The 14,123-nt window shown below is 42.2% G+C and carries 15 protein-coding genes; 5 read left to right on the top strand and 10 right to left on the bottom strand.

The genetic code is table 11. The features are described from left to right. The first annotated feature begins 75 nt into the window (after positions 1–75). Complete coding sequence (locus tag PY091_RS11465) at positions 76–438, top strand: hypothetical protein (protein ID WP_275649793.1); 363 nt, start codon at positions 76–78, stop codon at positions 436–438. Between the two features lie 4 nt (positions 439–442). On the opposite strand, the gene PY091_RS11460 is transcribed toward PY091_RS11465, so the two are convergent. Beyond that, complete coding sequence (locus tag PY091_RS11460; protein ID WP_275649792.1) at positions 443–1,384, bottom strand: NAD-dependent epimerase/dehydratase family protein; 942 nt, start codon at positions 1,382–1,384, stop codon at positions 443–445. Between the two features lie 64 nt (positions 1,385–1,448). On the opposite strand from PY091_RS11460, the gene PY091_RS11455 reads away from it, so the two are divergent. Next, positions 1,449–1,946, top strand: coding sequence for a hypothetical protein (locus PY091_RS11455; protein ID WP_275649791.1), 498 nt, complete (start codon positions 1,449–1,451; stop codon positions 1,944–1,946). Beyond that, entirely contained in the window at positions 1,936–2,436 is a 501-nt protein-coding gene (locus tag PY091_RS11450; RefSeq protein WP_275649790.1) for a nuclear transport factor 2 family protein, read from the top strand. Before PY091_RS11455 ends, PY091_RS11450 begins: the two co-directional genes overlap by 11 nt. A gap of 1 nt (position 2,437) precedes the next feature. On the opposite strand, the gene PY091_RS11445 is transcribed toward PY091_RS11450, so the two are convergent. From PY091_RS11445 to PY091_RS11435, 3 genes are all read right to left on the bottom strand, one after another. Next, complete coding sequence (locus PY091_RS11445) at positions 2,438–3,139, bottom strand: hypothetical protein (protein WP_275649789.1); 702 nt, start codon at positions 3,137–3,139, stop codon at positions 2,438–2,440. Positions 3,140–3,219: 80 nt separating this feature from the next. Beyond that, complete coding sequence (locus PY091_RS11440; protein WP_275649788.1) at positions 3,220–4,029, bottom strand: NAD(P)-binding domain-containing protein; 810 nt, start codon at positions 4,027–4,029, stop codon at positions 3,220–3,222. Beyond that, positions 4,022–6,292 carry a M28 family peptidase gene (locus PY091_RS11435; protein WP_275649787.1) on the bottom strand — a complete coding sequence of 757 codons (2,271 nt, stop codon included), beginning with the start codon at positions 6,290–6,292 and terminating at the stop codon, positions 4,022–4,024. Before PY091_RS11435 ends, PY091_RS11440 begins: the two co-directional genes overlap by 8 nt. Positions 6,293–6,414: 122 nt before the next feature. On the opposite strand from PY091_RS11435, the gene PY091_RS11430 reads away from it, so the two are divergent. Next, positions 6,415–6,885, top strand: coding sequence for a CBS domain-containing protein (locus PY091_RS11430; RefSeq protein ID WP_275649786.1), 471 nt, complete (start codon positions 6,415–6,417; stop codon positions 6,883–6,885). On the opposite strand, the gene PY091_RS11425 is transcribed toward PY091_RS11430, so the two are convergent. The 5 genes from PY091_RS11425 to PY091_RS11405 form a co-directional block, all read right to left on the bottom strand. Then, positions 6,886–7,239 carry a hypothetical protein gene (locus PY091_RS11425; protein WP_275649785.1) on the bottom strand — a complete coding sequence of 118 codons (354 nt, stop codon included), beginning with the start codon at positions 7,237–7,239 and terminating at the stop codon, positions 6,886–6,888. It abuts the gene before it with no gap. A gap of 9 nt (positions 7,240–7,248) precedes the next feature. Then, positions 7,249–7,821 (bottom strand): pentapeptide repeat-containing protein, encoded by a 573-nt coding sequence (locus PY091_RS11420; RefSeq protein WP_275649784.1) that lies wholly within the window; start codon positions 7,819–7,821, stop codon positions 7,249–7,251. After that, a complete protein-coding gene (locus PY091_RS11415) occupies positions 7,821–10,919 on the bottom strand; it encodes a VPS10 domain-containing protein (RefSeq protein WP_417957159.1) in 3,099 nt (1,032 codons plus the stop codon). Before PY091_RS11415 ends, PY091_RS11420 begins: the two co-directional genes overlap by 1 nt. Before the next feature lie 114 nt (positions 10,920–11,033). Continuing rightward, the gene (locus PY091_RS11410; protein WP_275649783.1) at positions 11,034–11,525 is read right to left on the bottom strand and encodes a DUF6265 family protein; all 492 of its coding nucleotides are present in this window, start codon (positions 11,523–11,525) and stop codon (positions 11,034–11,036) included. Between the two features lie 38 nt (positions 11,526–11,563). Next, positions 11,564–12,262 carry an SIMPL domain-containing protein gene (locus PY091_RS11405; RefSeq protein WP_275649782.1) on the bottom strand — a complete coding sequence of 233 codons (699 nt, stop codon included), beginning with the start codon at positions 12,260–12,262 and terminating at the stop codon, positions 11,564–11,566. A 123-nt stretch (positions 12,263–12,385) separates the two neighbouring features. Here PY091_RS11405 and PY091_RS11400 point away from each other — a divergent pair, with 123 nt between their 5' ends. Next, positions 12,386–13,522: a glycerate kinase gene (locus tag PY091_RS11400; protein ID WP_275649781.1), complete on the top strand. Its 1,137-nt coding sequence runs from the start codon at positions 12,386–12,388 to the stop codon at positions 13,520–13,522. Here PY091_RS11400 and PY091_RS11395 read toward each other — a convergent pair. Then, entirely contained in the window at positions 13,519–14,121 is a 603-nt protein-coding gene (locus tag PY091_RS11395; protein WP_275649780.1) for a GNAT family N-acetyltransferase, read from the bottom strand. The two genes, PY091_RS11400 and PY091_RS11395, sit on opposite strands and share 4 nt — an antisense overlap. Positions 14,122–14,123: the final 2 nt, after the last annotated feature.

Below are 14,123 nucleotides of genomic sequence, written 5' to 3'. Positions count from 1 at the left end.
AGCCAATATTTTTTTTATAATTTTTCCATACAATCACAGTTGTTCCAATAAGGAGCAATCAGTAATATCAACATCATGAATAACCTCAAGCGCGTAATTGTAGACTATAAAAAATTGACATCGGAGGTGCTCAAGCTTTTGGTGGAGAAATACCCGGATGGTTATGGGGATGATGATGTGATCAACTTCAAGAACCTCAAGGGGGAATACATTGAGGCCGTTGAGGTATCTACCGAGGATACAAAGTATCTAGTAAAGATCAGTTCCAAGTTGGAGCGCACCATGGCCGACTTTGACGAGGATGAGGATGACGACAATTTTGATTCCGAGGATTACGAAAAGATTCCGGAAGACAGCGATGACTTTTCCGACTCTGATGATGACGATGGTAACGATGAGGATAGTGTTGAAACCGATGAAGAAGACGAGGATGAGTAAAACACTACTCCTTCAAATTCTTTAGCATTTCATCTGTTGTTTGGTCCAAATCGAACCTTGGTTCCCAGCCCCATTCTTCTTTTGCTGCGGAATCATCTATGCTGCTCGGCCACGAATCCGCAATTTCTTGTCTAAAATCTGGAGCAAAACTGATTTTAAAATCAGGAATATGCTTCTTTATGCTTTCGGCAACATCTACCGGTGTAAAATTCATGCCTGCCAAATTATAGGAAGATCGCACTTTTATGTTTTCCGATGGACTGTCCATTAAACTAATGGTAGCTCTTATGGCATCGTCCATATACATCATGGGCAATTCGGTGTCCTTGTCCAAAAAGCTTTCGTAAGAACCCGTTTTAAGCGCCTCGTGATAAATTTCCACGGCATAGTCCGTTGTACCGCCTCCGGGCATGGTTTTCCAGCTGATCAACCCAGGATAGCGCACACTTCTGACATCCACTCCATATTTTTTATGGTAGTACTCGCACCATCTTTCACCGGATTGCTTACTTATCCCATAAACAGTGCTCGGTTCCATTATCGTGCTCTGTGGGGTATTCTCTTTAGGTGTATTGGGGCCAAAAACAGCAATGCTCGATGGCCAGAACACCTTTGATATTTTCTTTTCCTTTGCCAAATTGAGAATATTGAACAAAGAGTTCATATTAAGGTTCCAAGCTCTCATCGGAAATTTTTCCGCAGTAGCACTTAGCATTGCCGCCATTAAATAAACTTCATCTATTTCGTAATGCATCACCACATCTTCTATGGCAGAATAATTGGTGGCGTCCAAAAGTTCAAATGGCCCGGACTGCATCAGGGCATCACTACCTTCCCTGATATCGCTGGCAATCACATTGTCCGCACCGTATTTGTTCCTGAGTTCAAAGGTGAGTTCCGTTCCTATCTGGCCACATGCGCCTATGATCAATATGGGTTTGTGCATTAAAATTGAAGTTAATTTGGTTCGATCGCAAAGATACCGTTTATTAAAATTTGTACATTCGCTTATGCGAAAATTGTTAAGCATTCTTGTTTTGTTATCGGTTTTGGCCTCGTGCAAAAAAACTGAAAAAGCTGCGGTCGAGGTGAATACCGAAGATCTTGAGTTCAACTACCAAAAAATGCCCGAAAAGGCCGAGATCAATCCGGAGGCAACCGCAATTGTGGAAAACTGGAGGCAATTTAAGGATCTAAATGCTAGTGTAGATGTGCTCTACAAGGCAACGAACAACGAAGATCTTGCATTGGCCGTTGATGATCTTATAGAGAAAGAGAAAAGAATGTCCGAAGGAGGCTATCCCGAACCATTTGATTCAAATCAAATTAAAAGCAGGCAAACCGTAATGCGAACCTTTTTGTACAAAGTAAAGGCCAGTATTATGGAAAACCAGCCCACAACCGAACCCACGATTCAAATGTTGGAAGCATATAATAATATGCGAGAGCAGTTAAATGTGATAATGAACAGCCAATTGGATAAAAAATTGATATTGGATGAAACGTAAAATAACCATCCTGGTATTGTTGATGGTTTCAATTGCCATCAACGCCCAAAACACGGAAAAGCAAAAAATAGACGAAGTGTTGGATGCGTGGCATTTAGCTGCGGCCAATGCGGATTTTGAATCCTATTTTGGGAAAATGACCAAGGATGGCGTGTTCCTGGGAACGGATGCAATGGAGAACTGGCAGAACGATGAATTTAGGGCTTTCTCAAAACCTTATTTTGATGGAGGAAAGGCTTGGAGCTTTACTGCTGTGCAGCGCAATATTTACCTTGGTGAATCCGGAAATTTTGCTTGGTTCGATGAATTGCTGGATACTCAAATGAAGATATGCAGGGGTTCCGGAGTACTGAAAAAAGTAAATGGGCAATGGAAGATTGCCCATTATGTATTGTCAATTGCAGTGCCCAACGAAAATGTTGACGAACTTATCCAAATCAAGGAAGAAAAGGACAATGAAATACTGCTGGAACTAAAGAAGAAGCAATAGTTTAATTTTCGGTTCCTTCTGCAGCTTCTTTCTTTCTGGATTCCAAAGCTTGTTTGCTCAAACTGGCCAAGTTGAAATTTGGGGCAATCTTAAGGGCCTCGTCAATGGAAGCAATGGCCCCATCGATATTAGTCCTGTCCTTATTAAAGTCAGCAAGCCCTTTTAAATGATAGAAGGCAGCCTTCAAAGGCACTTCATAAGGTTGTTGACGCTCATAAAAAGCGTATTTCATTTCATCCGTGGAATTTGCTATTCCATATTCGATATTGGTAGCAGCTCCGGCCATATCCCCAGTTTGTATTTTAAGGTCGGCCATTTCATAAGCCAAATAAGGTGATGGGTTCCTCGAGTTAAGTTCCTCAAAATGCTCCAATGCCCTTTTGGGTTGGTTCAAGGACTTGAGTGAAAAGGCCTTTACCTGAACAGCAAGGTCCGAATCGTCTGCGTTTTTTTCAACACCTATGGTATTGAGCGCTTGCATATGCCTACCATTGTTCATGTAAACAAAAGCTAGAGTGTCCCTTCTTTCTTTAGAAGGTGCTATTACGTTTAAGTGGGTAAGGGCACTGATTACTCCGTTTATGTCGCCTTGCATGCGCATTTCGTTGTAAAATGCCTGATAGTGTTTTAATAGTGTCTCGTTGGTTTGTGAAATACCACTAAAGCTCACGAATAGGAGCAATAAGAGTACAGTCTTTTTCATTGATGTTCAATTTAGTGCGCCAAATCTAACAAATAAATCCCAACATGGTTGTTAAGAATACGATAAGTAATGAGGCTATATCAGGAGACTATGGTTGTATTTAAAGTATGTCCCAACTGTTCAAAATTTAGGCTCAGCACAATTTTGCCATTCTCGTTTTCGCGATTGGTCTTGTAAGTAGGTGCGGGGAGCCCTCTTTTTTGCGCTTCCTCAAAATAGTAAACCTGCTTTTTGGGATGATGGGGATACACACCATTAAAGATCCGATCCCAATAGGCATTTTCTAAAATAGTAATGATCATATGGATGCAATCCTTGCGGTGAATGAGGTTAATGGGGTGGTTTCCACCACTCAAATCCTTTCTTCCTGATAGCATGGTAACAGGGTGGCGATCATTGCCGATTAGACCCCCAAACCGTATAATGGTTGTTTTAAAAGATTTATTTTCCCTAAAAAGCTTTTCGCTCTCGACCAATTGCTTTCCCGATTCGGTTACGGGTAGTACGGGCGAATCCTCGGATACCTTCCCCGCTGCATTGCCATAAACTGCGGTGCTGCTCACAAATAAAATATGTGAAATTTGGCTCTTTTCGATTTCTTTAAGGAGGAATTTCATCTTTTCCACAAAGCTTTCGGTATGTTCGCCTCTTAGTTTTGGTGGCACATCAATGATCAAGGTTCCAATTTGTTCAAGAAAACCTGTGATGTCCCCTTGGATTCCATTTTCGGATAGTTTGACCTTGTACGGAACAATTTCCTCGGTTTTCAAGACCTCCACTTTGTCGTCCGTTGTGGTAGTTCCTTTGACCAGGTATCCTTTCTCGATTAATTTCACGGCCAGGGGCAAACCTAACCATCCACATCCCAAAACGCCTATTTTATTACTCAAATCGCAATGTTTTTATCATCAATATAGCATCATTTAACACAAATGGCATGGGAATGCTGGTTTTGGGTCGTTCAGGAATGCTAAAATCAGGATGGGTCAATAAATCGTTCGATGCTTCGTACAGCGTTAGTTCTAGAACGGAATCTTTCGGGAATTCCAATTGTAGTTCCGTAAAATTATTATTGGTTATATAATGTGTGACCAATCTACTGCTTCTATTTTCCAAGAAGTATGGGGATAGTTCAATACGGTTTACCGAGGCTTTTTTTAGCTTAATGGGATTGGTGAAAACCTCCAACCGATTGACATTTCTATTCGGGGTTATACAGAGTTCGACAATACGGTTTTCTCCGATAATGGTGTCCATAACGGTATCAATGTATGGTGTTGGAATATCTTTTTTAGGAGCATCGGAGATGTAGTTTAAATTGGTCCTGTATTTACTGGAAATGGTTTCTGAAGAAGGTTTTCTTTTTGCTTCTCCCAAAAACTGATTGTTCCAGCTTATAAGCTCATGGTCATAGGTTGCCCAAAATGTGGAATCTTTATCGGTGTCATAAATGTAAAGTAGGCTGCTCGGTTTTGGTTTTGATTCGCTAAAATCAGATTGGATATGGCTCGATATTCCAAAGGCAAAAAACAATAGTAAAAACAGATAGGCCAATCTGCCTTTGTTTTTTAGTTGGCCAAAAAAGGGCAACACCAAATAGAAGAGTAGAGTCGTTAAAAGTGTGGCGGCGATCATCATTTTTAAACCAAGGCCTACCGGGAACATTTTAATGAACGGGGAGTATATCAATACGGCGGGCAAGGCCAAAAACACCATAAGGAACGGATTCGGTTTTTCTTGATTAATGGTGACCAGTAGGCCGGCCAAAAGTCCAAATAGGGGTACTGTAAAAAAACTGGCACCCTTAAGATGTTGGGCCCCTAATCCACAAATGATCAGCCATATAATAATGGGAGCGACCAATAAATTGGATGTACTTATTTTACGGAATTTATTGTAGCTGTAGAAGCAAACGAACAAAGAGAAAAGCACATATACCGCTATGTAGGTGTATCCGTTGTACGTAAAGCCGTGTAATATGTCCTTAAATCCCGGATACCACCATGTAATAATGGACCAGCAAAAATAACCTGCAAGCCCATTTATTATCAATGTTATCAGAACGGGTATAAAGCCTTTTAAAATATCCTTTATGTTGAGTTTGCTTTTCTGAAACCCGAAAACAAGCAATGATATAAATGCCAATATGGCCAAACCGAACATCGGCCAAATCCATTCAAATGGGTAGGAGATAAGTTTAAAAATGGGCATATTGAAATAGACATAGTCGTTCAGGCTTTTTAAATTGCCCAAATCCGCATTGCTGAAATGGTTGAGCAGTGGCATTAGGTAACTCCCTTGGTGGGCAAGGGTATTCCTGTCCAGCCTTTCATAAGTGTCCAGTGCGGTATGGTAATCAAAATGATCATCTATAAACGCAAAGTTGAATCCCTCTATATCACCATCTTCCCTAAAAACGGTCAAATCGGTATCATTGGGGAGCATTTTGTATATGCTGTAGACCAATGAATTGGCCACCGGATATTTTGGATGGGCCTCGGTGAATTCTTTTATCAGTGTACCATTGCCCCTATTGGTTTCAATGAGCATATAACTAGGGCCACCACTGCCTCTGGCCTCAAAATTAAGGGCAAGCCCCACATCTTTGGCCCACGGATGATTGTTTACAAATAGGTCGGCACCGTTCAATCCAAGTTCCTCGGCGTCAGTAATAAGTATAATAATGTCATTTTTGGGTGTTGTATTGGTGCTTAAATATGCTCTTGCCCCCTCTAAAATGGTAGCAACACCACTACCGGCATCACTTGCCCCGTAAGAGGAGTGTGGCCCACTGTCATAGTGCGAAAGTAAAAGGAGTGCTTTGCCATTGCCACTCCCTTTTATTCTCGCCAAAATATTGGTCGCTTTACTCAGGTTGCCCCAATCTCCAGCAGTATATCCCTCTTGAATAATGGTTTCCAATCCCAGTTTGTTCAATTCAGCGATAATGTAATCCTTGGCACGTTCATGACCGGAAAAACCAACGGCATGTGGCTCTTTGGACAACTGTTTTACATGCGCCAGTGCCCTGTCCGTGGAAAAGGATTCCATAGCTACTTCCTCATTGGGCGAATAGTTGGGCATTGCAGATTTGAAACTCCAATAGGTGGCAATAACGAGCAGAATTAGGGCTAAGGTTCGGGAAAATTTCATGGTTCAGTGTTGTTGAAACTTAAATGTATGAAATTATGAAAGGTTCTCATATTTTGATAGTTAAAATTAGGTTATTCGCTAAAAAAAGCTATATTTATTAATCAACTTTAAAATCTAACCATATGGCAATCAAAAGTTTTCAAGGCGTACGAAGCAAAGAGGAGTCCAAGAAGAAATATAATGCCCCGATTTTGGTAGAGGATTATATGACCAAAAATTTAATCACCTTTTCTCCGGAGCAATCCATTTTGGAGGTGATGGAGACTTTTGCCAAGCACCATATTTCCGGTGGGCCCGTGTTGGACAATAATGGGTTTTTGGTGGGCATTGTGTCCGAGGCGGATTGTATGAAACAGATTTCAGAGAGTAGATATTTTAATCAACCCATATTGGATAAAAGTGTGGAGCGTTTTATGACCAAGAATGTTGAGACCATTCCTCATGACATGTCCATTTTTGATGCGGCCGGTGTTTTCGATAGACATAATAGGCGCAGATTGCCTGTGATGAAAAACGATATTTTGGTCGGTCAGATCAGTAGAAAAGATATTGTTGTGGCTGCACTAAAACTGACTTCTCACAGTTGGAAATAGTTATTCCCTTTTTACGATCATAAAATAATCGTTGTCTAGGGGCAGATACCCTAGATCGTAAACGAAATAATACGTGCTGCCTTTTTTGGTGGTATATAGGTTGGTGATATATTCAAAATCGAACCCTTTGTCCAGCAAGCGCATTTTTGTGGTCTTTGTTTTTCCGTCCCTAAGGGGAAAGCTATCCAAAATTCTATAATTCTTACGAAGCTTGTTGTTAATGTTGCGCACCAAATTTTTGCTATCTCTATTGAGAAGGTTGTTATAGGCATTCCTGCAATGGTCGGAACAGTATTTTTGGTCTATTCGGCCCAGTAGCTTTTCACCGCAAACCAAGCATTTTCTTTCGGACATAGGATAAGATTAGGATACCACAATATCATACTTTTTTAATAAACCAATCAATCCATCTTTCTTGAAACGTGTCTTCTTCAGGCGATTGAGGGAAGGGTCGATATTAAAATTTATGGAAGATCTAAAGTCGGTCTTTTCCAAATCAGTGCCTTCAAAAATGGCATTTTCTAAATCACAGTTGGTGAATTTAGCTCCTTTTAGAAACGTCTCCGTGAAATCGGTCTGATGAAATTTGCAATCTTCGAATATGATGCTCGGTAGGTTCAAACCCTGAAAAGATGCCACCGATAGATTGCATCCCGTAAAATGAAGCGTCAATAAGAGGTGGTTGCAGGTTTCAAACTGGACACCTACCATTTTGCAGTCGGTAAAGGTTACATCATGAAAGGTAGTGTGGGCAATATTGGCGTTGGTAAGGTCGCAACCCTCAAAGGTGCATTCCACAAAATTTTGGTTGTCCAAATACCCCTCGGAGAACAGGCAGTCCACAAAACGGCAATTTTCGTAATCGCCCTTGGGCAATTTTTGATGCGTATAATCCTGTTTTGTGAACTCCTGATCCGTCCAAAAGGTCTTTGCCATTACTCTCCTGTTAAAATAATGGCTGGTATGTCCAAAGCTTTGAACATATCGTTGTACTCTTTCATGCCACTTCCTACGATGGCATTTTTCTCATCTTCAAAAGTTTTCCATTGGGCCAAATTGTCCCTAAATAGTTCTTTGGCGCCTTCTGTAACTTTGGGTTCGGCCACATCGATAAACCCTCTCAAATGCATAAAATCAGCATTCAGTTTACTGCTAAAGTTCACTACATCTTGGAAGGTTTTCTGTTTGGGTTGAATCAGGTTTTCTTCCCAAGTATTGATGCGCTCCAAAAGTGCATCGCCTTTCTCCAACAATTCTTTCGCACTTTCGTTGTCTTTTAATAGCTCCTCATATTTTTTGAGCTGACTTTTTGCCGTGCGCATTTGGTTGACCGCTTTGTGCATGTCCACCAAAGTTTCGTCAATTCGGGTCAGATACGACTGTTGCTCTGCATAATCGGCAGCAGTTGCATCGATCAATGGGTCTGCCAATACCACGGCACTGGTCTCCACTGTTTCATCTCCCATAGTTAAACGAAGCGTAAAAGTACCCGGTGCTACTCGAGAACTTCCATATCCATCATAACCAAATACGTTATCGATGGCAGGGGAAGGCTCGCGGTAAAAATCCCATGTAAATCGGTTGTACCCTTTGGCAGTGGGTAAAACCTTAGGTTTTGATGGACCGCCCGGCCAGCTCTTAAAGCTTTTTGGAGCTTGGTTGGTATAGGTTCTGATTACTTTTCCGCCCGAAAGTACTTCAAGCTTCAGTTCGGTGGAATCCAACTTTTTCGGAAGATAATAATCGAAGGTTACCCCTGATTTTGGGTTTTGACCCAACCCAGGTACATATTGGTCGGTACTACCGTTAAAAATTCTGTACGATGGTTTTGGTGTAACAATCTGTAAAGAATTGACAGGTGTCAAACTATTTTGGATGGCACCCAAATCGTCTAAAATCCAGAACGCCCTTCCAGCAGTTGCGGCCACCAAATCATTATCTTGAATTATAAGGTCATTGATCGGCACAACGGGCAAGTTCAATTGCAGGGATTGCCAATGCTGGCCATCATCCAAAGAAACATAAAGTCCGGTCTCGGTACCGGCGTACAGTAATCCTTTTTGCTTTTTATCCTCACGAACAACTCGGGCAAATGTATGCTCTCCATCGATTCCGTTGGTGATTTTGGTCCAAGTTTGACCATAATCGGTGGTTTTGAAGATGTAGGTATTCAAATCCATGGACTTGTATCGCATTAAAGTGATATAGGCAGTGGCCTGATCATGCGGGGATACTTCAATACTGTTGATGATGCCCTCTTTGATGTTTGGAGGAGTAATGTTTTCCCAGCTTTCGCCTCCATTTTTGGTAATATGTACCAATCCATCATCGGAACCGGCATAAAGTACACCTTCCTCGTGTGGGGATTCCACCAAGTACATAATCGTGTTATAGTTTTCCCCACCGGCAGCTTCGTTGGTATATGGACCACTTCCCGGCCCTTGTTTTTCAATTTCGTTTCTTGTAAGGTCAGGACTGATCACATCCCAGCTGTACCCGCCATCTTTGGTTCTGAACACTACATTACCTGCATGGTAAATGGTATTTCTGTCGTGAGGAGAGCTAATGATCGGAGCATTCCAATTATATCGGAATTTAAAGTCTTTGGGAATGTTTCCGAGACCCAATTCAGGGTATTCCTTGATTGGTTTTGCCTCACGGGAAGCTTTCACCCATTTTTCAATGATTCCTTGGTAACATCCGCCATAAACAAACTCGGGATTGTCCGGGTCAAATGCCAGATAGGCACTTTCACAGCCGGCCACGGCGTACCAGTCTTTCCAATCGATACCACCATCCCTTGTTCTACTGGCAATGGCCACAGAGGTATTGTCCTGTTGTCCTCCATATACATTGTAGGGGACTAGATTATCGGTTATTACCCTATAAAACTGTGCAGTAGGTTGGTATTCTTGTGAACTCCAGCTCATACCACCATTATTGGAAACATTGGCACCACCATCGTTGGAGTTGATCATAACTTGGTTGTTATCTGGATGAATCCAAAGATCATGATTATCGCCATGTGGTGTTGGGACAGGGGTAAAGGTCTTTCCGCCATCAATGGATTTGGTCACCGGGGCATTGAGTACGTAAACGATATTTTCGTTTTGGGTATCTGCAAAAATCTCCATGTAGTACCAAGATCTTGCGATATTGATGCGGTCTTTATTGGTCTGTTTCCATGTTTTTCCGGCATCGGTACTTTTGTAAACGCCGCCTTTTTCGCCTTCGGCCTCAAGTACGGCATACACCACATCGGAATTTGCCCTGGAAACGGATATGCCCGATTTCCCAAATTCTTTGGGGAGACCTTTTTCCATTTTGTCCCAGGTAGTCCCACCGTCGGTGGATTTGTAAAATCCAGAGGAAGCTCCCCCAGAGGTAATGGTCCAAGGCGTTCTTTCGTGCTGCCACATGGCCGCATATAAGATGAGCGGATTGTTCATGTCCATACTAAGGGATGAAGCCCCGGTTATATCGTTGACATAAAGTACTTTTTCCCATGTTTCGCCACCGTCTGTAGAACGGTAAATACCTCGGTCTTGCGATGGCCCATATTGGGCGCCTTGAGCTGCAACATAAATAACATCGGGATTGGTAGGGTGAATAATCACATCGGAAATATGACGTGTATAATCCAATCCGATATGTTCCCAGGTTTTTCCTGCATCGGTGGATTTGTAAACACCATCCCCCATGGAGGTCATTACCCCACGTGCAGGGTGCTCACCCATTCCTGCAACAACAATGTTGGGGTTGGTTTCGGAAACGGCAATATCTCCAACAGTTCCTGTTTTAAGGAATCCATCGGATATATTTTTCCATGTTACACCATCATCGGTGGTTTTCCAGATGCCGCCTCCTGTAGTTCCCATATAATAGGTGTGCGGTTGTCCCACAACCCCGGATGAAGTAACGCTACGCCCCCCTCGAAAAGGGCCTATGTTACGCCATTTTAATCCTGGGAATAGGGAGTCGTTGACAACAATGGAAGGTTGGTCTGATTTTTTGTTTCTGCGTTGGGCATCCATGGGATGCAATGCCAATAACATGGCACATAAAAGTAGAGGTTTTAATTTCACGAGAGTGTTGGAATTAGTTAGTCCGTTAAAGATACTAATTCAAGCTATTCCAATGAAACTAAATCACTTTACTCTTTTGTAGGCAAAAAGTATTTCCTCGGTATGGCCTTCTTCTTCGATCAAGACCCAAACATTCATTTGGTCGTCACTTATTTTTTCCATGGTGAGTCCCTCAAAATATACTTTGTTGGGTTCGAGTTTCACCAGTTTAAAATCGATGGTCCGGTCTTTCTCTTCCCATCCTTTCATGTTGCCATCGAAGTGCTTGAGCTGGAGTATCAACGAATCATCCAGCTGTTGAATATGGCCAGATTCGTAGAAGGAAACTTTGCCTTCGTTGACCATTCGGAAGACGAACATCATGGAATTTCCCAAAGGTGCGCTCCAAATCTCTTCGGCAATACCCCCGAAGGCTTCCCCGGTCCATTGACCTTCTATCCAGGAAACGTCTTCCAAACTTGCTTTTGGTGATGACTGGCCTTCTTGCAACTGCATGGTTTCTTGTGCGGAAACCAGCCCTGCGCTGAACATTAAAATAAGTGCGATCGATTTCATAATTGGTTTTGTTTGATTGATGATTGAATGCCTTACCATTAATTGGACAAGGCGAATTTTACATTTACAGTGGTTTCCACCTTTATTTTTTCAAAGTCTATGTCCAAAGGCTGTGCCTGGCCCATATCCGCAGAAACGGCCTTCATTTCCATCATGGGAGCTTGGTTGTACCTCGGATAATATTGGGAATTGTCCGCAATATGTATGGCCATACCTACCTTTTGTCCCAAAGGTTTTGTGAGGGCATCGGCCTTTTGCATGGCTTTTTTTACCGCCTTGGATTTAAGTTCCAGTTCCAGTTCGTCCATTTTGGAGTATTCTGTTTTTTCGATTCTGGTATTGGCAATGTCCAATTGCTCAAGGGCCAACATTACATCGCCCAGTTCTTTACCGGAATAGACCAGCAGAGCGTATTGTTTGCTTTTTAGCACTTCTTGTTGGCGCAAAAAGTATTTTTTGAAATTGCTGCTGGCGTCTTTTATCACGAGTTGTTCCTCTAGATCAATCCCTAGTGCTTTTAGGCGTTGAGCCATTTGATTTTCCTGCTCCTCTATGGAAACTCGGCCTTTAGTGTCCTTCTCTTGGATGATGATGTTGAGGTAAATTTTATCTGGAGTGACCATGGTGTCAACTTGGGCATGTGTTTCCAAATATGGGATGTCCAAAAAGTTTTTGGATTGGGCGAACATTGTTGTGGTGAACAATGCGGTCGCTATAAAAATGATTGCTTTTTTCATGATGTAATTTTATTAAAGGTATGTACTTGCTCTTTATGTTCAAAACTTGTGCCGCAATGTATTTTGTGCCGATACAGATGAAATTCTCTGGGTTAACTCGATTAACTTGAGTACATTGTAGGGATGAAATTTATTTTGGCACCCGATAAATATAAGGGCTCTTTAACAGGACGCGAATTTTGTGAAACCGTTGCCCGAGGCATCAAAAAAGTTTTTCCATTTGCGGAAATAGTCAATAGACCTTTGGCGGACGGAGGTGATGGAACCATTGACGTGGTGGCCGATTACCTCAATGCCTCTTCAGTTTCTGTAAAGGTAAAGGACCCTTTGTTTCGTGAAATCACGGTGGAATATTTATTCTCCAAGGAAAAGAAAACAGCCTTTATTGAAATGTCGGAAGCATCGGGCTATAAATTGTTGGAAAAATCCGAGATGAACTGCATGGACACCACCACTTTGGGGACTGGTGAAATGATTGTGGATGCCATTGAAAGGGGAGCGAAAAGTATTGTGTTGGGTATAGGAGGAAGTGCCACCAATGATGGGGGCATGGGTATGGCCAAGGCCTTGGGCTATTCTTTTTTGGATGCTGAAGGGAATGAACTGGAGCCCATAGGGAAAAATTTGGGCAAGGTGAAGGATATCAAAAAAGACAAGGTGAACCCTAAGTTGTCCGATGCCAAAATTCAAGTGGCCTGTGATGTCAACAACCCCTTTTACGGGGAAAATGGTGCGGCCAAAATTTATGGGGCACAAAAAGGCGCATCAACTGAAGAAATAACCTTTTTGGATAAAGGACTGGAATGTTTTGCGGGTGTACTGAAATCCACTTTTAAAATTAATGTGCAACAAATTGCTGGTGCAGGAGCTGCTGGTGGACTTGGTGGTGGCGCGGTGGTTTTTTTAAATGCTGAACTGGCCTCAGGGGTGGATTTGGTGATGGAAATCGCCAATTTTGATAAAGTCTTGGTAGGCGCTGATTGGGTCATCACCGGTGAGGGACAATTGGATGGGCAGACGTTCTCAGGTAAAACCATTAATGGGGTAGTGCAATCTGCAAAAAAACATCAGGTTCCTATTGCGGCATTTTGCGGTTCCATAGATGTGACGATTGATGAAATGGAAAAAATGGGATTGGATTATGCGGTTTCTATCCTTAATCAAATCGGGAATTTAGACGATGCCAAGGCCAGGACCGTGGAAAACCTTGAACTGGCCAGTTACAATTTTGCAAAACTGTTGAAGTTGGGCAAAGACTAGCCCAAATAGCTCTTCCCCATCTTATATTCTAAGGATGTTTTTACAGTCTTCCATTCGCTGTTCAAAATGGAAAAAACAACGGTGTCCCGAAAATTTCCGAACTCATCCACTCTATGGTTTCTTAAAATACCATCTTGTTTTGCGCCCAAACGGAGAATGGCGTTTCGGGAAGGATGGTTATGAAAATGGGTGCGAAACTCTACCGCTATACAGTTCAAATTTTCAAAAGCATACTTTAGCATGAGGTATTTGCTCTCTGTATTTATTCCTGTCCGCTGCGCTTTTTTGGCATACCAAGTGGCTCCGATTTCCACTCTTTTGTTTTTTGCATCTACATTTAAGAAGCGTGTACTCCCAATTATGGTGTTGGTTTTCTTGTTGATGATCGCAAAAGGCAACGCTTTCCCCTTTTCTTGGTCGGAAAGGGCAATATCCAAATAGGAATCTATGGTTTTTGGGGAAGGAACGGAAGTGTACCAAAGCTCCCAAAGCTTGCCATCGGAAGCGGCAAAGACCAAGTCCACTTTTTGCGATTTCTGCAGGGGGACAAGTTTTACCAATTCGCCTTCCAATTGAACAGGGCGTAACCAAGAATCCATAG

Source organism: Flagellimonas okinawensis (assembly GCF_029194005.1).
Classification (GTDB): Bacteria; Bacteroidota; Bacteroidia; order Flavobacteriales; family Flavobacteriaceae; genus Flagellimonas; species Flagellimonas okinawensis.
Note: the sequence above shows the minus strand (reverse complement) of the source record. Positions and strands in the feature narration are given on the sequence as shown.